Source organism: Streptosporangium sp. NPDC002524, assembly GCF_040295985.1.
Taxonomy (GTDB): Bacteria; Actinomycetota; Actinomycetes; order Streptosporangiales; family Streptosporangiaceae; genus Streptosporangium.
On record NZ_JBEOWK010000021.1, the window covers coordinates 1 to 19,631 of the forward strand.

The following is a 19,631-nucleotide window of genomic DNA, read 5'->3' on the forward strand; positions in this document are numbered from 1 at the left end:
GGCTGGGCCATGTTGTCGCTCCAGTGCCACCAGCCGTTGATGGGGGCGGTGTCGCCCTTGCAGGCGAACCAGCCCTGGTAGCCGACGGTGATCTTGCCGACCACGTCGCCGGGCGGGCTGGCGGCATGGGCCGCGCTGCCCAGCGCGGACAGTAGCTGCGACGACGACACCGCGGCGAGAGCGGACCCGGACACCACGGAGGTCATGAACCTCCGACGCGAAACGGCCACGTGAACTCCTTTCGTCCGGAGCGGCCATCCGTACTTCGCCGCTCCATCCGGGGGGGCGGGGGGTGCCGTGCCGGTGGGGCCCGCGCGGGCGGCCGGAACACGTTCCGGCCAGGAGGAAACCGCACGCCACAGGCACGGGGGCGGTACGCGTCGTCCCCGGCGCGACAGCGGGCCGCCTGCGTCATCCTGACAGGACTCGATACACAAACGCAATAGTAAGAAATGTCGATGAAATCTACTGTCATTATCGCGCAAGAATTTGCGTTCGAGTCGTCTCGGGTTCCGGACTTCGGGCTCCGGGCCTCGGGCACCGGGCCTCGGGCACCGGGCCTCGGGCACCGGGCCTCGGGCTCCGGGCGGAGAAGGGCCCGGAAAGCCGTACGGCCCCCGTCTCGGGGTGTCCGAGACGGGGGCCGTACGGTCCGGTGTGAACGCTCACGTGAGCGCCCGCGCGGATTCTCGTAGAGGAACATCCCGTACGAGCGTCTCCCGCGCGGGGGCTTCCCGCGTGAACCGTGTTCCGGGTGTCAGGTTCCGGGTGTCAGGTGCCGGAGGCCGGGTCTCGGCCGTCGGGTTCCCGGGGTCTTCCGGTGGTTCTCCGGAGGTCAGGGCCAGTCGAGCGACGGGCGGAGCGGGAGGCCGGCCGCGCCGTCGGAGTCGAGCTTCACCCCGAGGACCTGGTGGAGCTGGATCTTGTTGCGTTCGAAGCCGACCACGCAGGCCGCCATGTAGAGGCGCCAGACCCGCGCCGTGCCCTCGCCGACCTCCTTGACCGCCTCGTCCCAGTGGTCGTCGAGGTTGGCGCACCAGAAGCGGAGGGTCTGCGCGTAGTGCTCGCGCAGGTTCTCCTCGTGGCGGATCTCGAACCCGGTGTCCTCGATCTGGCGGGCCAGGTAGCCGACCGACTCCAGCTCCCCGTCGGGGAAGACGTAGCGGTTGATGAAGCCGCCGGCGTTGAGGGTCTTCTCCGTGCCCGTCGGGCGGGTGATGCAGTGGTTGAGCAGCCGGCCGCCGGGGACGAGCTTGTCGTACAGGAAGCGGAAGTAGAAGGGCAGCTGGTCCTTGCCGATGTGCTCGGTCAGGCCGATCGAGCTGACGGCGTCGAAGCCGGTCTCCGGTACGTCGCGGTAGTCCATGTGGCGGACCTCGGCGAGCTCGCCGAGACCGGCCTCGGCGATCGCCTTCTGCGCCCACTCGGCCTGCTGGCGCGAGAGGGTGACCCCCAGCGCCTTCACGCCGTACTCGCGGGCGGCGTGGATGACCATGCCGCCCCAGCCGCAGCCGACGTCGAGCAGCTTCATGCCGGGCTTGAGGTCCAGCTTGCGGGCGACGAGCTCGAACTTGGTGAGCTGCGCCTCCTCCAGCGTGGACTCCTGCTCGGGGAAGACCGCGCAGGTGTAGGCCATGGAGGGGCCGAGCACCCACGAGTAGAACCTGTTGGAAACGTCGTAGTGGTGGTGGATCGCCTCGGCGTCGCGCTGCTTGGCGTGCCTGCTGCCCATCCGGGCGAGCACGCTGCGCCGCACCTCCTGCGGAGGCGGCGGCATCCGCGTGAGCAGCGGGCGGACCCCGAGGGCTCGGACGGCCGCGAGCTTCTGCCCGACCGGGATGTCGTTGACGGTGAGCGACCACATGCGCGACAGCAGGGTGTACATGTCGCCGTCGACGTCGAGGTGGCCGGACACGTACGCCCTGGCCAGACCCAGCTCTCCGGGGGCCTGTGCCAGGTACGCGACGGCCGCCGGGGTCTTCACCTCGACACTGATGTCGGCGCCGGACGGACCGGCCTTGCTTCCGTCGTAGGCGACGAAGCGCACGTCCGCCTCGGGCCCCATGACCTTCTCGAAGATCTCTGCGAGCAACACAGAATCAGCCTCTCTTAACGCCCCCGAACACACTTGTCGTAGAGGTCGAGCAACCGGCCACCCCCGTCGTATGCCCGCTTGACCGGCCAGTAGGCGGTTCCGTTATAAAACCGCCAGAATTCATCCTCCGGGTAGAACGAAGTGGAGTACAGCGATTTATGCCCCTCCAGCTCGTGGACCCGGTTCTCGATCAGACGGTTGTGGTAACCGTCGAACTGTCCCCTGGGGAGGGGGACCGTTCCCCAGAAGCCGAAGTTGACGTAGAGCCGTCCCGGCTCCAGCGGGTAGAGGGGCCACTCGCCGGTGGACCTCAGCGGGCACATCCAGACCGGCGCCATCCCGACCTTGTCGTGGAAGAACTGCAGGAACTCGGCGCCGCGCTCGACGGGCACCTCGATGTCCTGGATGACCGACTCCTGCACGGGCTGGTCGCGCCAGCGGTCGACCCGGGCGATCACCCCGTACTTGCGGTCGAGGCCGACGAGCCTGCGGTAGACGTCCGAGCGCATCCACTTGCGCGGCATCAGGGACCGCACCAGCGCGGTCTGCACGCCGAAGGCGCGCGAGCACCAGAACCAGTCGGTGTCCCAGCGCCACAGGTAGTCGCGGACGGTGAGCCAGTCGCGGGTCCTGGTCTGGATGGACCGGTAGTAGATGCGCATCCCGGTGTAGTCGGAGAGGTACGGGGCGCGCTCGGCGAAGCGGCCCACCGTGATGTAGAGCTCCCCGGGGCCGAAGAACGTGCCGTCGACGAAGTCGACGCGCTCGCCCTCGTACTCGCCGTGCTCGCAGATCTCGCGCATCGCGAGCATGCACTTGTCGGCGTCGCCGAACGGGATGTGGGTCAGCCTGACGTACGGCTGGACGGGCTTGAGCTTGATCCGGATCCGCAGGGCGTAGCCGAGCGTGCCGTAGGAGTTGGGGAACGCGCGGAACAGGTCACGGTGCTCGTTGTCGTCGCGGGCCACCACGATCCTGCCGTCGCCGGTGAGGATCTCCAGCTCCTCCACCGACTCGTGCGGCAGCCCGTCCCTGAAGCTGGTGGACTCGATGCCGAGCCCCGTCACCGCCCCGCCCAGCGTGATCGTCTTCAGCTGCGGCACGACGAACGGCATGAACCCGTGGGCGAGCGTGGCGTCGACCAGGTTCTCGTAGGTCGTCATCCCCTGGACCTCGGCGGTCATCGCCACCGGGTCGACCTCGATCACCTGGTCGAGATCCCTGGCCGAGAGCTTCGCCGACCGGGCGCCGTCCCTGAACCGGAACAGGTTGGTGGTGGCCTTGGAGAGCCGTGGCACCGCGTCCCCCGGAATGGCGGCGTAGGACTCCCTGATCTGCTCCACCGCTTGACGGTGCGCCGACATCCCCGTCATCTGTCGCACGGTAATCACCCCCATGACCTCGTTGGAAAGATCGCCCCTAGGCACGTTATATCTCGGATGTCTCCGGAGCCAGGCAGGGCGCGTTAAACACGGGAAAACTCTACGACCGTCCTTCTCGCGATCTTCGACCGACCACCGCGTCGACCCCGTTCACCACGTTGACCACGGGCCGGCCGTCAAGCGCGGCCTCCAGGTTGTCCAGCACGCAGCGGATCAGGCGGCCGGTCGACTGGGGGGTCACCCCGGCCACGTGCGGCGAGAGCAGGACCCTCGGGCTGTCGCGCAGCGGGTCGTCCGGCGGCAGCGGCTCGGTGTCGAACACGTCGAGCGCGGCGCCGCCCAGATGCCCCGACTCCAGCGCGGACAGCAGCGCCGCCGAATCGACCACCTGCCCCCGCGCCGCGTTGACGAGCAGCGAGCCCGCGGGCATCAGGGACGGGTCGACCATCCTCCTGGTCTCCTCCGTCAGCGGGACGACCAGGACGAGCACCTGGGAGCCGGCGACCAGCTCGCCGAGCTCACGGTAGGTGTACGGCACCTCGCGCGGCGTGCGGGTCCAGTAGGAGACCTCGCATCCGTGGGCGGCGAACATCCGGGCGGCGGCCTCGCCGATCGGGCCGAACCCGACGATGCCGACGCGCGAGCCGTACAGCTCGGCGGGCCCGAGGTCCAGCTGCGGCCAGCGTCCCGCGCGGACCGCGGCGTCGGCGTCGAGCAGCCGCCGCGACAGCGCGAGCGCGGCGGCGAGACACCACTCGGCCACCCCGATCGCGCTCACCCCCGCGGTGTTGGCCAGCGGGACGCCCGCCTCGGCGAGCGCGGCGAGGTCGTGGCCGTCCACGCCCACGGAGGGCTGCTGGACGAACGCCAGGTCAGGCGCGGCCCGGAGGGCCTCGGCGTCCAGGGTGAGGCCGCCGCTCCAGTCGCCGACCACGATCTCGGCGTCGCCGAGGGCGGCGAGCAGCGACTCCCGGTCGCGGGCCGCGGGAACCGACACGGCGACCCGGTCACCGAGCGAGCCGAGCAGGTTGCGTACCGCCTCCTCGGGGAGCGGCGGCAGCGCGAGCACCCTCCAGGGCGCGTCACCCTCCGCCCCGGGGCGGAGGCCGCCGGGGCCCGGACTCCGTTGGGTCATGTCACTCGCCTCCAGGGAAGGAACGGGAGCTCAGGGGAGGAACCAGGGCTCAAGGCAGGAACCAGGGCTCAGGAAGAAATGGGAGCTCAGGGCGGGGACCGGAGCCCGGGGCGGGAAGGCCGCCGGGCGCGCGGCCCGGGCGACCCGGGCGGCCTCCGGGGCGGGTCACTCCCCTCCGCGGGGGTGGAAGCTGTCGAACACGCGGGTCATGAGGGCCTGCTGGGCGACCCAGTCGGCGTCGTGGGTGGTCCAGCTGAGCACCATGACCGAGTCGCCCACCTCGACGAACCTCCGCACCTCGTGGTAGGTCACCCCGGCGGTGGCCCAGGGGGCTCCCCCGCTGTCCTTCATGGTCCAGGTGAACTCCCACCTGAGCCCGGCGCCGTAGGCGAGGGGGATCTTGGCCGTGTCCTCGGAGTGGATGTCGCTCCACTGGATCACGCTCTCCCTGACGGTCTCCTGGAGCGACTCCAGGCCCTCGGCCGCCCCCTCCAGCGGCTCCACCGACAGGTGGGCGGCCCCGTCGCGGCGCAGCCACTGGGTGTAGCCCGTCTCGGCCGCCCAGTCGCCGGTCCATCCGGCCGGATAGCTGATCGACCAGTTCTCCGGGGGGCGGGCCCGCCACTGCTTCAGCCCTCCGGCGGACGTCACCGTCCTGGTCCTGGCGGGCTTGGGGGTGGGGGTCGGGGTGGGGGTCTCCGACTCGGTCTCCTCCACCGGCTCCGGCGTGCTCTCGGCGACGGTGGGCGCGGAGCGCGCCACCGTCCGCTGCTCGGGCTGCGACATCGCCACGGCCGCCGCGGCGCCCCCGGCCGCCAGGAGCACGACGGCCCCCACGATCAGCGGGAGCCGCCGTCCCCCGCGGCCTCCGGAAACGGCCGAGTTCCTGGTGTCGTGCCGGTCCCGCCCCCCGGCGCCGTGGGAGGTCTTGCCGATGCGGCTGAAGTTCTCCTGCGTGCCGTTGGGGATCCCGCCCGTGCGGTGTCCCCCGGTCCCGCCCGCGCGGTGGCCGCCGGTCCCGCCCGTACGGTGTCCTCCGCCTCCTCCCGCGTGGCGGACGGCGGTCTCCCCGGTACGGCGGGCCGCGGCCGCCGGGTCGTTGACGACCTCGGCCAGCATGGCGTCGGCCTGCTGCGCGGTGAGCCGGTGGGCGGGCTCCCGCTGGAGCATGCCGGTGAGCACCGCCCGCATCTCCAGGGGCACCACGCCGAGGTCGGGCTCCTCGGTGAGGAGCGCGCCGAGGGTGGAGATCGCGTCGCGGCGCTCGAACGGCCCGTGGCCGACCAGGGCCGCGTAGAGGGTGGCGCCGAGTGCCCACAGGTCGGACCAGGGGCCCGCGTCGGTGCCGGTGGCGCGCTCGGGCGGCAGGAAGCTCGGCGAGCCCGTCACCATGCCGGTCTGGGTGAGCGAGGTGTCGCCCTCGATCACGGCGATGCCGAAGTCGGAGAGCACGGCGCGGCCCTCGGCGTCCAGCAGGATGTTGCTCGGCTTGACGTCGCGGTGCAGGATCCCGGCCTCGTGGGCCGCCCGCAGGGCCGACAGGACCTGGCGGCCGATGCCGGCGACCTGGGGCACCGGCAGCAGGCCGACCTCGTCCAGGCCGCGGGCCCTGACCAGCTCCATGACGATCCAGGGGCGGCCGTCCTGCTCCGCCACGTCGTAGATCGCCACGATGCCGCGGTGGTTGAGCCTCGCCGCCGTCCTGGCCTCGCGGGAGGTGCGGGTCAGCTGGACCTGGTGCTCGGCCGGGGAGAGGTTGGGCGGCAGGAGCACCTCCTTCACGGCGACCGAGCGGTTGAGGAGGGTGTCGTAGCCCTCCCACACGACGCCCATCCCGCCCCTGCCGAGCTCTCGCAGCAATCGATAGCGCCCAGCGACCACCCGTTCACTGTGCGGATATGTCATCGCAAAACCCCTAGGTCCCATTCGGAGAGGGCGCAAGTTTCCCATACACGCGCGGGCGCCACGCGGCTCCTCGCGATGTGTCTTGCCATGGAAAGCCGAATGTTGTTCTACTTGGGCGGGAGCACGGCGGTGTCCGCGACCAGGCGATCGCCTGGGCACGCCGTGCCCGACGAGACCAGGAACGCACCCGAGGAGAATGCCGATGGAGCACGTGACCAGGAAGGGCCCGCTGGCCGGAGTCCGCGTGCTCGAACTGGCGGGGCTGGCCCCCGGGCCGTTCGCCGGGATGATGCTGGCCGACCACGGGGCCGAGGTGTTGCGCGTCGAGCGCGCGAGCGTCGTCGCCAGGGCCGGTGACAGGCCGCGCCCCGACGTGATGGACCGGGGCAAACGGACGGTCGGCCTGGACCTGAAGTCCCCCGAGGGGGTGGCCGCGTTCAAGGAGCTGGCCCGCCACGCCGACGTGGTCGTCGAGGTCTTCCGGCCGGGGGTCGCCGAGCGCCTCGGCATCGGCCCGGCCGACCTGCACGCGGTCAACCCGCGCCTGATCTACGGGCGGATGACCGGCTGGGGCCAGGACGGCCCGCTCGCGCCGACCGCCGGGCACGACATCGACTACATCGCCGTCTCCGGCGTGCTCTCGATGCTGGGCCGCGAGGGCGAGCGCCCCACCCCGCCGATCAACATCCTCGGCGACTTCGCCGGGGGCGGCCTCATGCTCGCGTACGGCGTGCTGCTGGCGCTGATCGAGCGGGAGCGGACCGGCGAGGGCAGGGTGATCGACGCCGCCATGGTGGACGGCGCGGCGACGCTGTTCGCGATGTTCCACCACGGCGTGCAGACCGGCGGCTGGGGCCCGCGCGGCACGAACCTGCTCGACACCGGCGCGCCGATGTACGACACCTACGAGACCGCCGACGGCCGGTACGTGGCCGTCGGGGCGCTGGAGCCGCAGTTCTGGGCGGAGATGACCACCCTGATGGGCCTGGAGGACCTGCCCGACCGTAACGACAGGTCGCAGTGGCCCGCGCTCCGCGAGCGGCTCGCCGAGGCGTTCCGGTCCAGGACCCGCGCCGAGTGGGAGGCGGTCTTCGACGGCACCGACGCCTGCGTCTCCCCCGTGCTGGAGGGCGGCGAGGCCGCGGACCACCCGCACAACAAGGCCAGGGGCCTGTTCGTCGAGGTCGGCGGGGTCAGGCAGCCCGCGCCCGCGCCGCGCCTGATCGGCGTGCCCGAGCAGGACCTCTCCCCCTCCACCCGGCTGGCGGACCTGTCCTCCTGGGGGCTGCCCGGCGAGACCGCGGCGCGGCTGCGCGAGGCCGGGGTGCTGGCCTGAGGGGCACCGGGGCGGGCAAGGAGACGGCGGGTGGCAATCCCGCGAACAACGAGACGAAGGCGGACATGAAAGGCGTGGAAGGTTTGGAAAGCACGAGTATCGAGGGCGGGCCGGCGGGGATGGACGTCTTCGAGGCCCTCTACACGACCAGGGCGATGCGCAGGGTCAAGCCGGACCCGATCCCCGAGGAGGTCCAGCGGAGCATCCTGGACGCCGCGGTCCGCGCGCCCAGCGGCGGCAACGTGCAGAGCTGGCGTTTCCTGCTGGTCGACGACCTCGCGGTGAAGGAGCGGCTCGGCCCCCTCTACCGGGACGCGCTCGGACGGCTCTTCGAGGGCCACTACAAGCCGATGCGCGAGAAGGCCGAGGCCGAGGGCGACACCCGGACGCTCAACGTGCTGAAGTCGGCCAAACACCTGGCCGACCACTTCGAGGGCTATCCGCTGCTGCTGTTCGCGTTCGTCCGCAACGACCCGTCCGGCGGCTCGATCTTCCCCTCGGTGTGGAGCGCGCAGCTCGCCGCCCGCGCCCACGGGGTGGGCAGCGCGCTGACCAGCGTGCTCGGCATCTTCCACGCCGAGGAGACGCTGCGGGTGCTCGGCGTGCCCGAGGGCAAGGGCTGGACCCTGGCCTGCGCGGTCACCTTCGGTTACCCGACCGGCCGCTGGGGCGTCGCGCCCCGCCGCCCGGCGCACGAGGTGAGCTACCGCAACCGGTGGGGCCAGGACGTGGGCTTCGAGGTTCCCGAGCCCCTGTGGAAGCCGGAGGGCTGAGCCCCGGGGTCTTCCACTCCGACACCCAGAGGCGGCTGTCCCCCGAAGTTCGGGAGACAGCCGCCTCTGGGCGTTGAACACCTCTTCCGGGACACCGGCGCGAGGGATGCGCCCGCCGTAGCCGTACCTCCGCTCGTTGTAGGTGTTGATTCTTATGTAGTAGTTGTACTACATTCATTCACATGAGTACTGCACTACGTATCCACACTTCGTCACCGCCATCAGCCGTGTGGCTCTCCTGAGCGGGGAGGGTCGCCGAAATGTCAGCGGAAGACGTCTACAACCGGATCTCGGTGCTGAGGGCCGAGCGCGGGATATCGCGCAAGGACCTGGCCGCCGCGCTGGGGGTTCACTACCAGACGATCGGCTATCTGGAGCGCGGCGAGTACAGCCCGAGCCTGTTCCTCGCCATGAGGATCGCCGAGCACTTCGAGGTGCCGCTGGAAGTCGTGTTCTCCCTCAAACCGTTCCCCCGGCTCGGCAGCGGCCGGGTCAGCTGACCCCCTCCCCGGCCGCGAGGCCGGGCTCTCCCCCCGGAGGTATTCGATGAACACGTGGAAGGAAAGCTGGCGTCAGACCCGCGCGGAGGTCCTGGAGCGCCAGGAGGGCCGCCACTGGTACTCCACCCGGGGCGCCAGGCGGCTCATCGCCGCGGCGGTGGTCCTCTCGCTGGTGCTCCTGTGGGCGGACGTCGCCCTCTCCTGGGCCGACGCGCCGAGCGAGGACGCCGACCTGTCCGACTTCGCGCTCCTGGCGCTCAGCATGGTCATCTACTTCCCCGCCGTCACGCTGCTCAACATCGCCACCCGCGGCGTCGTCGAGATGTCCGAGCGCAACCTGGACGAGCGCCAGATCGGCGAGCGCCTGCGGACCGTCGCCGTCGCCCACCAGGTCACGACGGGCATCCTGGCCGTCCTGTACGTCACGGCCCTGGTGGCGGGCAGCTCCCGGGGCCCCGACTACTCCATGCCGGCGGACGCGATCGTCTCCATGGCGCTCGCCCTGCTCCTGACGCACTTCGTGCTCCCGCTGATCGTCTCCGCCTGGCGGCTGCCCGACCCGCCCGACGACGACGACTGAGCCCGTGGTGGACGCGGACGGCCGGGAGCGGCCGTACGGCGGCGGGATCCCGGGGCGGCGAGGAAGGTCCGGTGCGGGTCCGGTACGGTCACGGGGGCCGTACCGGGCCACCCGGCGGTTGCGCCCGGCGCGCCGGGAACGGTCCCGCTCAGCCCATCGAGGAGAACACCGCCGCGTAGATGTCGGCGCCCCCGGGGTGGTGCACCTCCAGGTCGGTGGTGAAGGACCTCGGCGGGGTGCCCCCCGACTCGGTGTGCTTCCACAGCCGCTGCCACGCCTCCAGCAGGACACCCGGCATCGGCCCGCGGGCCTCGATCCTCAACGACGGCACCCCGGGCACCCGTACCGCCACCATGCCCTCGGGCAGCGCCGCGGCGCTGCGCACGGCGACCCCGACGATCTGGGTGTAGGCGCCGTGGTGGTCACTCTCGTAGTCGGTGAGCACCGCGTAGATGTTTTCGTCGACCCGTCCCGGCACGTGCGCGAAGGCCCCCGGGGATCCCGCCCGCGCCCAGAGCGCGCCGAGCCTCCCCCGGCCCGGCTCCATCTCGTCGGCGTTCGACGTCCGTACGGCATGGCCTACGACAAGCATCTCGGGCCGATCAACCACGATCACAATGCCTCCTCATGGCCATCCACTTATTCACGCAAACCGGATCTTAGCCTCCGGCCCGACCTGCCCGGTCCTCTTCGGAGACCCGGAAAAGGGGAACGCTCATCTCTGGCAATTCACGGGATAAGGTGGATCAATGTGAAATTTCTTAATGAGATGGCACCGGCCTACGACCTGACCTACAGCGACGTTTTCATGGTCCCGTCGCTCTCCTCCGTCGGCTCGCGACTCGCCGTCGACCTCTCCAGCAGGGACGGCACCGGAACCACCATTCCCGTCGTGGTCGCCAACATGACGGCGGTGGCGGGACGGCGGATGGCCGAGACCGTCGCGCGGCGGGGCGGGATCACCGTGATCCCGCAGGACATCCCGATCGACGTGGTCGCCGACGTCGTCGACTGGGTCAAGAAACGCGACCTGGTCCACGACACGCCGCTCACGCTCACCCCGCACGACACCGTCGGCGAGGCGCTCAACCTGCTGCCCAAGCGGGCCCACGGCGCGATCATCATCGTCGACTGGGACAACCGCCCGGCCGGCGTGGTCACCGAGAGCGACTGCTCGGGCGTGGACATGTACACCCAGCTCTCCCAGGTGATGTCCGACCACCTGCTCACGCTGCCCGCCGGGCTCGACCCGCGCGAGGCCTTCGACCGCCTCCACGGGGGGCGCCACCGGCTCGCCCCCGTGGTGGACGCGGACGGCAGGCTCGTCGGCATCCTGACCAGGACGGGCGCGCTGCGCGCCACCCTGTACCGGCCCGCCGTCGACGACTCGGGCAGGCTCCGCGTCGCGGCGGCCGTCGGGGTCAACGGCGACGTGGCCGCCAAGGCCAAGGAGGTGCTCGACGCCGGGGTGGACTGCCTGGTCGTGGACACCGCCCACGGCCACCAGGAGAAGATGATCAGCGCCCTGAGGGCGGTCCGCGCGCTCGGCCCGGACGTGCCCGTCGCGGCGGGCAACGTCGTCACCGCCGAGGGCGTACGGGACCTCGTCGAGGCGGGGGCGGACATCCTGAAGGTCGGCGTCGGCCCGGGGGCGATGTGCACCACCCGGATGATGACCGGCGTGGGCCGCCCGCAGTTCTCCGCCGTGCTGGAGTGCTCCGCCGAGGCCCGCAGGCTGGGCCGCCACGTGTGGGCCGACGGCGGCGTCCGCCATCCCCGCGACGTGGCCCTGGCCCTGGCCGCGGGGGCGTCCAACGTGATGATCGGCTCGTGGTTCGCGGGCACCTACGAGTCGCCCGGCGACACCCGCACCTCCGCCGACGGGCGCAAGTACAAGGAGAACTTCGGCATGGCCTCGGCCCGCGCGGTGCGGCTGCGCACGGCCGAGGACTCCCCCTTCGACCGGGCGCGCAAGGCACTGTTCGAGGAGGGCATCTCGACCTCCAGGATGTATCTCGACCCGGCCATGCCCAGCGTCGAGGACCAGATCGACGCCATCGTGGCGGGCCTGCGCTCCTCCTGCACCTACGCGGGCGCCGCCACCCTGGAGGAGTTCCACGAGCGCGCGGTGATCGGCGTGCAGAGCGCGTCCGGCTACACCGAGGGGATGCCGCTCCACCAGAGCTGGTGATCCACCCGTGGGAGCACGACCGCAGGGGCTCGGGGCACCTTTTGCGGCGGATCCACCCGTGGGAGCGCGACCGCGGGGGCTCGGGGCACCCCCCGCGGTGGATCCACGCGTGGGGGCGCGGCGCCACCTCCCGTGCGGGGGCCCGGCACCGCCGCCCGCGGCGGATCCACCCCTGGGAGCGCGGCGCCGCCGCCGTACGCGTGGCGCCCGCTCTCGCCGGTCATCTCTCGCGGGTCCGGGGCGTCCGGTCGCTCGCCGGTCACCTCTCGCGGGTCACCTCTCGCGGGTCCGGGGCGTCCGGTCGTCGGGGTCGGCGCCGGTGCCGGGCGTGCGACGTTCCTCCAGCCACAGCGGCCTGTTCCGATAACGGGTGAGGCCGTACACCGCGGCGAAGGCCGCGAGCACCAGTACCACCTCCACCATCACGATGAGCGCGATCATTTCCGATTCCTTCGCGACCTTGGCACCGGTACCTCCCCTCGCCCGCATCTCGTAGGAACCCTAACGGTAAGCCCTTACCAATGTCCAAATTGTCCGGATTTCTTTCCCAATTCATAGCCTTGGCCGGTTGAGGTTCCCGGGGCTCGTCACTCGCGGGGAGATCCCGGCGGAGAGCGCGCATCCTCCTACGGCCACGGGGTAGTCGGCCCGTCGAGCCATCTCCCACCCCCGAAAGGCGAGCGGACATGAATGGAACGCCCACCGGCCTGGACACGCAGGTCGTCGTGGACCGGAGGGTCCTGGCAGGCTACGACAACTACCTCGCGGCACAGCGAACCGTGGACGCGCTCTCCGACGCGGGATTTCCCGTCGAGAACGTGGCGATCGTCGGCAGCGACCTGAAACTCGAGGAGACCGTCACCGGCAGGATGACCAATGGGCGGGCCGCGCTCACCGGGGCCGGGAGCGGCGCGGCCTTCGGCGCCGTGGTGGGGATGTTCCTCGGCCTGTTCACCTCGACCACGTTCTCGTTCTTCGTGCTCGTGCTCTGGGCGGCCCTGTGGGGTGCCGTGATGGGCGCCGCGTTTGGGTTCATCAACCACGTCTTCACCGGCGGCAAGCGGGACTTCGCCTCGCGCAGCGCGATCGTCGCGGGCCGCTACGACGTGCTGGTCGCGGCCTCGCACATGGACCACGCGCGGGCCGTCCTGGAGTCGACCCCCGGCCCGGCCGACACCGTGGTGGTCGAGGTTCCCCCGTCCGCCGGCCTGTACGACCCGGCCGCGGCGGGGACCACCCTCCCCCGCAACCCCGTCCCCCCGGCGACGCTCGCCACCGACGTCCCCCCGCAGCCGACCGCCCCCGACGTCTCCGGCCGTCCGGTCACCTCCGACCTCCCCCCGCGGCCGGTCACCCCCGACCTCGCCCCTCGACCGGCCACCGCCGATCTCCCCGCGCACGCGGACGCGGACGCCCCGGCCGGACCCGTCACCGAGGCCACTCCGGCCCCCGCAGTGCCGTCGAGCACCTCGCCCGCCACGGAGGAGCGTCCCGCCCCGGCCCGGCCCGGCACCGCCGAGCACCAGATCCCCGCCCAGCCGGTCTCCCCCGACCGCTCCACCGCGTCGGCCGCCCAGGAGCGGCCCGGCTCCTGACCGGAGAACCTTCCGAGGCACGTACGGGAAACCCGGCGGGCGCCCCCAGGTCGGGGGGCGCCCGCCGGGTCGCGCCGGAGGGGCGGAGGAGCGGAGGAGCGGTCAGCCCTTGGCGATCAGCCCTTGATGATCAGCCCTTGACGCTGCCCGCCAGCAGGCCGCGGACGAAGTAGCGCTGCATCGACAGGAAGACGATCAGCGGGATGACCAGCGAGACGAACGCCCCCGAGGTCAGGCGTTGCCACTCGTTGCCCTTGGTGCCGGCCATCTGCGCCAGCCGTACCGTCATCGGGGCGCTCTCCGGGGTGCCCCCGGCGAAGATCAGGGCCACCAGCAGGTCGTTCCAGACCCAGAGGAACTGGAAGATCGCGAAGGTGGCGAGCGCGGGCCCGACCAGCGGGAGGACGATCGTGCGCAGGACCTTCCCGTGGCTGGCCCCGTCGACCCGCGCCGCCTCCATCAGCTCGCCGGGAAGCTCCGACATGAAGTTGTGCAGCAGGAAGACGCCCAGCGGCAGCGCGAAGCAGGTGTGCGCGAACCAGACCTGGACGAACCTGGCCGGGCCCTCCAGGTCCCAGGCGGGCATCAGCTGGAGGCCGAAGACGGACACGCCCTCGGAGAAGAACGACAGCAGCGGCACGAGCGCCATCTGCAGCGGCACGATCTGCAGCGCGAAGATGCCGATGTAGATCCACTCCCGCCCGCGGAACGGCAGCCAGGCCAGCGCGTACGCCGCGAAGGTCGCCAGGGCCAGCGGGAAGAGCACCGACGGGATCGTGATGACGATCGAGTTGATCAGGAAGCTCATCATCTGGCCGGAGGACGAGGAGGTGCCGAACAGGACCTCCTGGTAGTTCTCCAGCGTGAGCTGCGGGCTGGAGAAGAACGTCCACCAGCCGGTGTTCTTGATCTGGTCCTCGGGGCGCAGCGAGGAGAGCAGCAGGCCGAAGGTCGGTGTGGTCCACAGAACGGCGATGACGATCGCGACGGCGCTGGCGACCCGGCCGCTCAGCCTCCGCCGCACGCGCTGCGGCGCGGTCGTCGTCTCGGGCCGCACCACGGTCTGGGTCAACGTGGCCATGTGGACTCCTTCGCCCGCCGCGCGCTCGCGGCGCCGTGCGGGCCTGCTCGCCGGGTCACCTGACGGCCTCCCTGCGCTGGCGGATCTGGTAGATCACGATCGGGGTCACCAGGACGAACAGGAAGACCGCGAGGGCCGCACCCTTGCCCGTCTCGCCGTACCGGAACGCCTGGTTGTACATCTCGTTGGCGATGACGCTGGTGTCGAACTGGCCGCCGGTCATGGTGCGGACGATGTCGAACAGCTTGAGCGTGCCGATCGACTGGGTGACCAGCACCACGATCACGGCCGGGCGGATCGACGGCAGCGTCACCCGGAAGAACATCTGCAGCGGGGTCGCCCCGTCCAGCTTGGCGGCCTCGACGATCTCCGCGGGGATTCCCTTGATGGCGGCGGAGAGCACCACGGTGGCGAACCCCGCCTGGATCCAGACCATGACCACGATCAGGAAGAGCGTGTTGAGCGGTGCGTCCTGGAGCCACTGCCGCGGCTCGCCGCCGAAGGCGACCGTGATCTGGTTGAGCAGGCCGATCTGGTCCTGCTCCTCGGAGCGGTAGGCGTAGACGAAGCGCCAGATGATGCCCGCGCCGACGAAGGAGATCGCCATCGGCAGGAAGACCAGCGACTTGGCCAGCGACTCGAAGCGGGTGCGGTCGACCAGGACGGCGTAGACCAGCCCGATCGCGGTCACCAGCAGCGGGACGAGCAGCACCCAGACGAGGGTGTTGCGCAGGACGGTCACCGCCTCCGGCTGGGTGAACATCCAGGCGTAGTTGGCCAGGCCGACCCACTGCTCGCCGTCACCGCTCATGAACGACAGCAGGGTGGTCCGCACGGCCGGCACGACCAGGCCGATGGTGAGGAGCACGAGGGCGGGCAGCAGCAGGATCGTGGCGTGGGTCCACGCGCGCCGCCGCATCGGAGCGCGGTCGACCAGCAGCAGGACCACCGCGACCACCACCAGGAACGCGGCGACGCCGATCAGCAGCTGGACGATTTTGGGTAGTTCGGCGGCGAAGTCGAAGTCCATCGGAGGATCTCCCGGAAGGATCGGGCCGGGCGGGCGACGGTCCGGTCCCGCGTCACGCGGGACCGGACTCATCGGGATTTGTCAGGACTTAGGCCAGGAGGCTTCGATGTAGTCGAGGACCGTCTTGGTGTCCTTGCCGTTGATCCAGTCGGTCATGCCCTTCCAGAACGTGCCCGCGCCCACCGCGGCCGGCATCAGGTCCGAGCCGTCGAAGCGGAAGACCGTGCTCGGGTCCTGGAGCATCTCCATGGAGAGCTTGTCGATCGGGTTCTGGGCGTTGGCCGGGTCGACGCCCTTGCGCGCGGTGACGTAGGTCGCCAGCTTCATGCGGACGGCGGGGAACTCCGCGCCGGCGAGGTAGGCCTGGACGGCCTGGACCTCGGGACGGTCGGTGAAGGCCGCCACGAACTCGCCCGCGCCGAGCACCGGCTTCTTCGCCGGGTCGTTGCCCGGCAGGTAGAAGGCGAACACGTCGCCGTCCTCGGCCACCTTGGTGCCCTCGGGCCAGAAGTTGGCGTAGAAGGACGCCTGGCGGTGCAGGGCGCACTTGCCCTCGATGATCGGGGCGCCGCCCTCCTGGAAGGCGGTGCTGGCGATCGACTTGACCGGGCCGTAGCCGCCGTTGACGAACTTCTCGTTCTTCAGGATCGCACCGACCTTCTCGGCCGCCGCGGTGACCTTGGGGTCGTTGAACGGGGTCTTGTGGCTCACCCAGTCGTCGTATCCCTCGGGACCGGCCTCCCTGAGCATGAGGTCCTCGATCCAGTCGGTGGCCGGCCAGCCGGTCGCGTCACCGGACTCGATGCCCGCGCACCACGGCTTGACGCCGCCGCCGGCGATCGTGTTGGTGAGCGTCATGAGCTCGTCCCAGGTCTTGGGGACGGTCCAGCCCTTCTCGGTGAACATCTTCGGGGAGTACCAGACGAAGGACTTCACGCTGGCGCCCAGCGGGGCGCCGTAGAAGACGCCGTCGACGGTGGAGTACTTGGCCCAGTCCTCCGACCAGCCCTCGGCGGCGAGCTTCTTGACCTCCTCGGAGGCGGGCTTGAGCTTCCCGGCCTTGGCGAAGCGCTCCAGGAGGCCCGGCTGGGGGAAGAAGGCGATGTCGGGGGGGTTGCCGCCGTCCGCGCGGACCTGGATCTGGGCCTCGAACTCGCCGGTGCCCTCGTAGGTGATCTTCATTCCGACACAGTCGGCGAACGGCTTCCACGCCTGCTCGAAGAGGTCGGCCTCGACGTCACGGATGGGCGAGTAGATGCTGACGGTCTTGCCCTCGTGCTTGCCGTACTGGCTGAAGGCGGCGCATTCGGGAGCGGCGCTGGCACCGCCGCCCGCCGACGGCGCGGGGTCCGAGGATCCACAGGCGGTGACGACCAACGCCAGTCCGATGGTGCCCGCCGCGAGGGCGGTGCGCCGAGGCCGAGAGAGGAGCGACATGGAACCTTCCTCCATATACACAATTGCCGGGGAGTGTGAGAGCGCTCTCTGGAAGAATTGTCTGCCCACAACGCGATGTCAAGAACTGTGATATTACGGTTACGGTCTCAATTTTCTTGACACAATCTGTGCGATACCGTGATGCTCCAGAGAGCGCTCTCACGTGACAGCCGAACAGAATGGGGCGGTGAGGACATGACCATGTCCGCCGAAAAGTCCTACGACCTTCAGGACTCCGGCGTGCTGAGGTTTCCCGAGGGCTTCGTCTGGGGCGCCGCCACCGCGGCCTACCAGATCGAGGGCGCCGCCCGGGACGACGGCAGGGGACCTTCCATATGGGACACCTTCTCCCGGACCCCCGGCAAGGTCCACGCGGGTCACACGGGTGACGTCGCGTGCGACCACTATCACCGCTATCCCGAGGACGTCGCGGTCATGCGCGACCTCGGCCTGCACTCCTACCGCTTCTCGGTCTCCTGGCCCCGCGTGCAGCCCGACGGATCCGGCCCGGTCAACCCGCGCGGCCTGGACTTCTACGACCGGCTCGTCGACGAGCTCCTCGGCAACGGCATCACCCCCATCGTGACGCTCTACCACTGGGACCTGCCGCAGACCCTGGAGGACCGCGGCGGCTGGACCAACCGGGAGGTCGCGGAGCACTTCGCCGACTACGCCGCGATCACGCACGGCAGGCTGGGCGACCGGGTCGAGACCTGGACCACCCTGAACGAGCCCTGGTGCTCGGCCTTCCTCGGCTACGCGTCGGGCATCCACGCCCCCGGCCTCGCCGATCCCGCGCTGGGCTTCGCCGCCGCCCACCACCTGCTGCTCGGCCACGGCCTCGCCGTCCGGGCGCTGCGCGCCTCCGGCGCCGCCACGGTCGGCGTCACGCTCAACCTCTCCCCGGTGATCGGCGACGACACCCCGGCCGCCGAGCTCGTCGACGGCCTGCAGAACCGGATCTTCCTCGACCCGCTGCTGCGCGGGGAGTATCCCGCCGACGTCGTCGAGCGCGCCCGCCGCTTCACCGACTGGTCCTTCGTGCGGGACGGGGACCTGGAGGTCATCGGCGAGCCGATCGACCTGCTGGGCGTCAACTACTACCACCCGCAGACCGTGACCGCCCGCGCCGGCGAGCCCGCCAACCCGGTCTACCCGGGCAGCGAGGGCATCGCCTTCGGCGGGACCGACGCGCCGCGGACCGCGATGGGATGGCCGATCCAGCCGTTCGGCCTGACCGACCTGCTCCTGCGGCTCTCGCGCGACTATCCGGGCACCCCGCTGATCATCACCGAGAACGGCGCCGCCTTCGACGACGTCGTCGAGGACGGCGAGGTGCACGACACCGGCCGTCTCTCCTACCTCGACGGGCACCTGCGCGCGGCGCACGCGGCCATCGAGGGCGGCGCCGACCTGCGCGGTTACCTCGTCTGGTCCCTGCTGGACAACTTCGAGTGGGCCGAAGGCTACCGCAAGCGGTTCGGCGTCGTGCACGTCGACTACGCGACGCAACGCCGCACCCCCAAGGACAGCGCGCTGTGGTACAGCGAGGTCGTACGCCGGAACGGGCTGTGAGGGCCCGGCCAACCCTGGAGAAGGTGGCCGCCCGGGCCGGTGTGTCCCGGGCGACCGCCTCGCGCGTGGTCAACGGCTCCACGCGCGTGGCACCGCAGATCCGCGACGCGGTCAACCGCGCCGTGGAGGAGCTGGGCTACGTGCCCAACCAGGCCGCGCGGAGCCTGGTCACCCAGCGGGCCGACTCCATAGCACTCGTCTTCCCCGAGCCCGCGACCCGCGTCTTCTCCGACGACCCCACCTTCGCCGGGATCATCCGCGGCGTCAGCATGGAGATCGAGGAGGCCGACAAGCAGCTCGTGCTGATGCTCACCGGCATGACCGGCGGCTACCAGCGGGTCGAGCGCTACGCCACCAACGGCCACGTGGACGGCGTGGTCATCGCGTCCATGCACGGCACCGACCCGCTGCCGGGCATCCTCGCCAGGCGCGGGGTGCCGGTGGTGTGCAGCGGCCGGCCGACCGTGCCCAGCAGCCTGCCGTACGTGGACATGGACAACGCGGGCGGCGCCGAGCGCGCGGTGCGGCACCTGATGGAGCGGGGCAGGCGGCGCATCGCCACCATCGCCGGGCCGCAGGACATGATCGCCGGGATCGACCGGCTCAACGGCTACCGCGCCGTGCTGCGCGACTCCGACCGCCGCTCCATCGTGGCGGTCGGCGACTTCACCCGCGAGTCGGGGACGTCGGCGATGCGGCAGCTGCTCGCCGACGACCCGGAGATAGACGCGGTGTTCGTGGCGAACGACATGATGGCGCTGGGCGCGCTGCCGGCCCTGCGCCAGGCGGGGCGGCGGGTCCCCGACGACGTCGCGGTGGTCGGCTTCGACGACATCCCGGCCGCGTCCTACACCGAGCCCCCGCTGAGCACGGTCAGGCAGCCGACCGTCGAGATGGGGCGCAGGCTCGCCCGCATGGTCCTCGACCTGGAGGAGAAGTCACAGGTGATGCTCCCCACCGAGCTGGTCGTCCGGGGGTCGACCGGGTCCTGAGCACCGCCGGCTCCCCGCCCCCGG

Annotated in this window: 18 protein-coding genes; 8 read left to right on the top strand and 10 right to left on the bottom strand. The window is 71.0% G+C overall.

The genetic code is table 11. The features are described 5' to 3' along the window. The 5 genes from ABT053_RS30830 to ABT053_RS30850 form a co-directional block, all read right to left on the bottom strand. On the bottom strand, positions 1–230 hold a 230-nt coding region (locus tag ABT053_RS30830), incomplete at its 3' end, for a hypothetical protein (RefSeq protein ID WP_350973700.1). A gap of 605 nt (positions 231–835) precedes the next feature. Continuing rightward, entirely contained in the window at positions 836–2,095 is a 1,260-nt protein-coding gene (locus ABT053_RS30835) for a class I SAM-dependent methyltransferase (protein WP_350973702.1), read from the bottom strand. A 14-nt stretch (positions 2,096–2,109) separates the two neighbouring features. After that, entirely contained in the window at positions 2,110–3,459 is a 1,350-nt protein-coding gene (locus ABT053_RS30840; protein WP_502991902.1) for an FAD-binding oxidoreductase, read from the bottom strand. Positions 3,460–3,577: 118 nt separating this feature from the next. After that, positions 3,578–4,612 carry an NAD(P)-dependent oxidoreductase gene (locus ABT053_RS30845; RefSeq protein ID WP_350973706.1) on the bottom strand — a complete coding sequence of 345 codons (1,035 nt, stop codon included), beginning with the start codon at positions 4,610–4,612 and terminating at the stop codon, positions 3,578–3,580. 165 nt (positions 4,613–4,777) lie between these two features. After that, on the bottom strand, positions 4,778–6,517 hold the full coding sequence (locus tag ABT053_RS30850) for a serine/threonine-protein kinase (RefSeq protein ID WP_350973708.1): 1,740 nt from the start codon (positions 6,515–6,517) through the stop codon (positions 4,778–4,780). A 202-nt stretch (positions 6,518–6,719) separates the two neighbouring features. Between ABT053_RS30850 and ABT053_RS30855 the strand changes: the two genes are divergently transcribed. From ABT053_RS30855 to ABT053_RS30870, 4 genes are all read left to right on the top strand, one after another. Continuing rightward, positions 6,720–7,853: a CaiB/BaiF CoA transferase family protein gene (locus ABT053_RS30855; protein WP_350973710.1), complete on the top strand. Its 1,134-nt coding sequence runs from the start codon at positions 6,720–6,722 to the stop codon at positions 7,851–7,853. Positions 7,854–7,936: 83 nt separating this feature from the next. Beyond that, on the top strand, positions 7,937–8,626 hold the full coding sequence (locus tag ABT053_RS30860; protein ID WP_350973712.1) for a nitroreductase family protein: 690 nt from the start codon (positions 7,937–7,939) through the stop codon (positions 8,624–8,626). Between the two features lie 260 nt (positions 8,627–8,886). Then, on the top strand, positions 8,887–9,126 hold the full coding sequence (locus ABT053_RS30865) for a helix-turn-helix transcriptional regulator (RefSeq protein ID WP_350973714.1): 240 nt from the start codon (positions 8,887–8,889) through the stop codon (positions 9,124–9,126). A gap of 46 nt (positions 9,127–9,172) precedes the next feature. Beyond that, complete coding sequence (locus ABT053_RS30870) at positions 9,173–9,706, top strand: hypothetical protein (RefSeq protein ID WP_350973717.1); 534 nt, start codon at positions 9,173–9,175, stop codon at positions 9,704–9,706. A 148-nt stretch (positions 9,707–9,854) separates the two neighbouring features. Here the strand turns inward: ABT053_RS30870 and ABT053_RS30875 are convergent, their stop codons facing one another. Continuing rightward, positions 9,855–10,322: a GyrI-like domain-containing protein gene (locus ABT053_RS30875; RefSeq protein WP_350973719.1), complete on the bottom strand. Its 468-nt coding sequence runs from the start codon at positions 10,320–10,322 to the stop codon at positions 9,855–9,857. A gap of 135 nt (positions 10,323–10,457) precedes the next feature. Here ABT053_RS30875 and ABT053_RS30880 point away from each other — a divergent pair, with 135 nt between their 5' ends. Continuing rightward, a complete protein-coding gene (locus tag ABT053_RS30880) occupies positions 10,458–11,897 on the top strand; it encodes a GuaB1 family IMP dehydrogenase-related protein (protein ID WP_350973721.1) in 1,440 nt (479 codons plus the stop codon). Positions 11,898–12,170: 273 nt separating this feature from the next. On the opposite strand, the gene ABT053_RS30885 is transcribed toward ABT053_RS30880, so the two are convergent. Then, complete coding sequence (locus ABT053_RS30885) at positions 12,171–12,338, bottom strand: hypothetical protein (protein ID WP_350973723.1); 168 nt, start codon at positions 12,336–12,338, stop codon at positions 12,171–12,173. Positions 12,339–12,583: 245 nt separating this feature from the next. Between ABT053_RS30885 and ABT053_RS30890 the strand changes: the two genes are divergently transcribed. After that, a complete protein-coding gene (locus tag ABT053_RS30890; protein ID WP_350973725.1) occupies positions 12,584–13,492 on the top strand; it encodes a YflT domain-containing protein in 909 nt (302 codons plus the stop codon). A 130-nt stretch (positions 13,493–13,622) separates the two neighbouring features. Here the strand turns inward: ABT053_RS30890 and ABT053_RS30895 are convergent, their stop codons facing one another. The 3 genes from ABT053_RS30895 to ABT053_RS30905 form a co-directional block, all read right to left on the bottom strand. Next, a complete protein-coding gene (locus tag ABT053_RS30895) occupies positions 13,623–14,573 on the bottom strand; it encodes a carbohydrate ABC transporter permease (RefSeq protein WP_350973727.1) in 951 nt (316 codons plus the stop codon). A gap of 55 nt (positions 14,574–14,628) precedes the next feature. Then, on the bottom strand, positions 14,629–15,603 hold the full coding sequence (locus ABT053_RS30900) for a carbohydrate ABC transporter permease (RefSeq protein ID WP_350973729.1): 975 nt from the start codon (positions 15,601–15,603) through the stop codon (positions 14,629–14,631). Between the two features lie 81 nt (positions 15,604–15,684). After that, positions 15,685–17,040, bottom strand: a complete 1,356-nt coding sequence (locus ABT053_RS30905) for an ABC transporter substrate-binding protein (RefSeq protein WP_350973731.1) — start codon at positions 17,038–17,040, stop codon at positions 15,685–15,687. Positions 17,041–17,235: 195 nt separating this feature from the next. Here ABT053_RS30905 and ABT053_RS30910 point away from each other — a divergent pair, with 195 nt between their 5' ends. Both ABT053_RS30910 and ABT053_RS30915 read left to right on the top strand, forming a co-directional pair. Then, a complete protein-coding gene (locus tag ABT053_RS30910; protein WP_350973733.1) occupies positions 17,236–18,615 on the top strand; it encodes a GH1 family beta-glucosidase in 1,380 nt (459 codons plus the stop codon). Then, positions 18,612–19,607 carry a LacI family DNA-binding transcriptional regulator gene (locus ABT053_RS30915; protein ID WP_350973735.1) on the top strand — a complete coding sequence of 332 codons (996 nt, stop codon included), beginning with the start codon at positions 18,612–18,614 and terminating at the stop codon, positions 19,605–19,607. Before ABT053_RS30910 ends, ABT053_RS30915 begins: the two co-directional genes overlap by 4 nt. The last annotated feature ends 24 nt before the right edge of the window (positions 19,608–19,631 follow it).

Excerpts from the sequence above, each read along its gene's own strand:
- ABT053_RS30905 (WP_350973731.1), bottom strand. The coding sequence starts at position 17,040 with ATGTCGCTCCTCTCTCGGCCTCGGCGCACCGCCCTCGCGGCGGGCACC.
- ABT053_RS30900 (WP_350973729.1), bottom strand. The coding sequence starts at position 15,603 with ATGGACTTCGACTTCGCCGCCGAACTACCCAAAATCGTCCAGCTGCTG.
- ABT053_RS30910 (WP_350973733.1), top strand. The coding sequence starts at position 17,236 with ATGACCATGTCCGCCGAAAAGTCCTACGACCTTCAGGACTCCGGCGTG.
- ABT053_RS30870 (WP_350973717.1), top strand. The coding sequence starts at position 9,173 with ATGAACACGTGGAAGGAAAGCTGGCGTCAGACCCGCGCGGAGGTCCTG.
- ABT053_RS30895 (WP_350973727.1), bottom strand. The coding sequence starts at position 14,573 with ATGGCCACGTTGACCCAGACCGTGGTGCGGCCCGAGACGACGACCGCG.
- ABT053_RS30855 (WP_350973710.1), top strand. The coding sequence starts at position 6,720 with ATGGAGCACGTGACCAGGAAGGGCCCGCTGGCCGGAGTCCGCGTGCTC.
- ABT053_RS30885 (WP_350973723.1), bottom strand. The coding sequence starts at position 12,338 with ATGATCGCGCTCATCGTGATGGTGGAGGTGGTACTGGTGCTCGCGGCC.
- ABT053_RS30845 (WP_350973706.1), bottom strand. The coding sequence starts at position 4,612 with ATGACCCAACGGAGTCCGGGCCCCGGCGGCCTCCGCCCCGGGGCGGAG.
- ABT053_RS30865 (WP_350973714.1), top strand. The coding sequence starts at position 8,887 with ATGTCAGCGGAAGACGTCTACAACCGGATCTCGGTGCTGAGGGCCGAG.
- ABT053_RS30890 (WP_350973725.1), top strand. The coding sequence starts at position 12,584 with ATGAATGGAACGCCCACCGGCCTGGACACGCAGGTCGTCGTGGACCGG.
- ABT053_RS30850 (WP_350973708.1), bottom strand. The coding sequence starts at position 6,517 with ATGACATATCCGCACAGTGAACGGGTGGTCGCTGGGCGCTATCGATTG.
- ABT053_RS30840 (WP_502991902.1), bottom strand. The coding sequence starts at position 3,459 with ATGTCGGCGCACCGTCAAGCGGTGGAGCAGATCAGGGAGTCCTACGCC.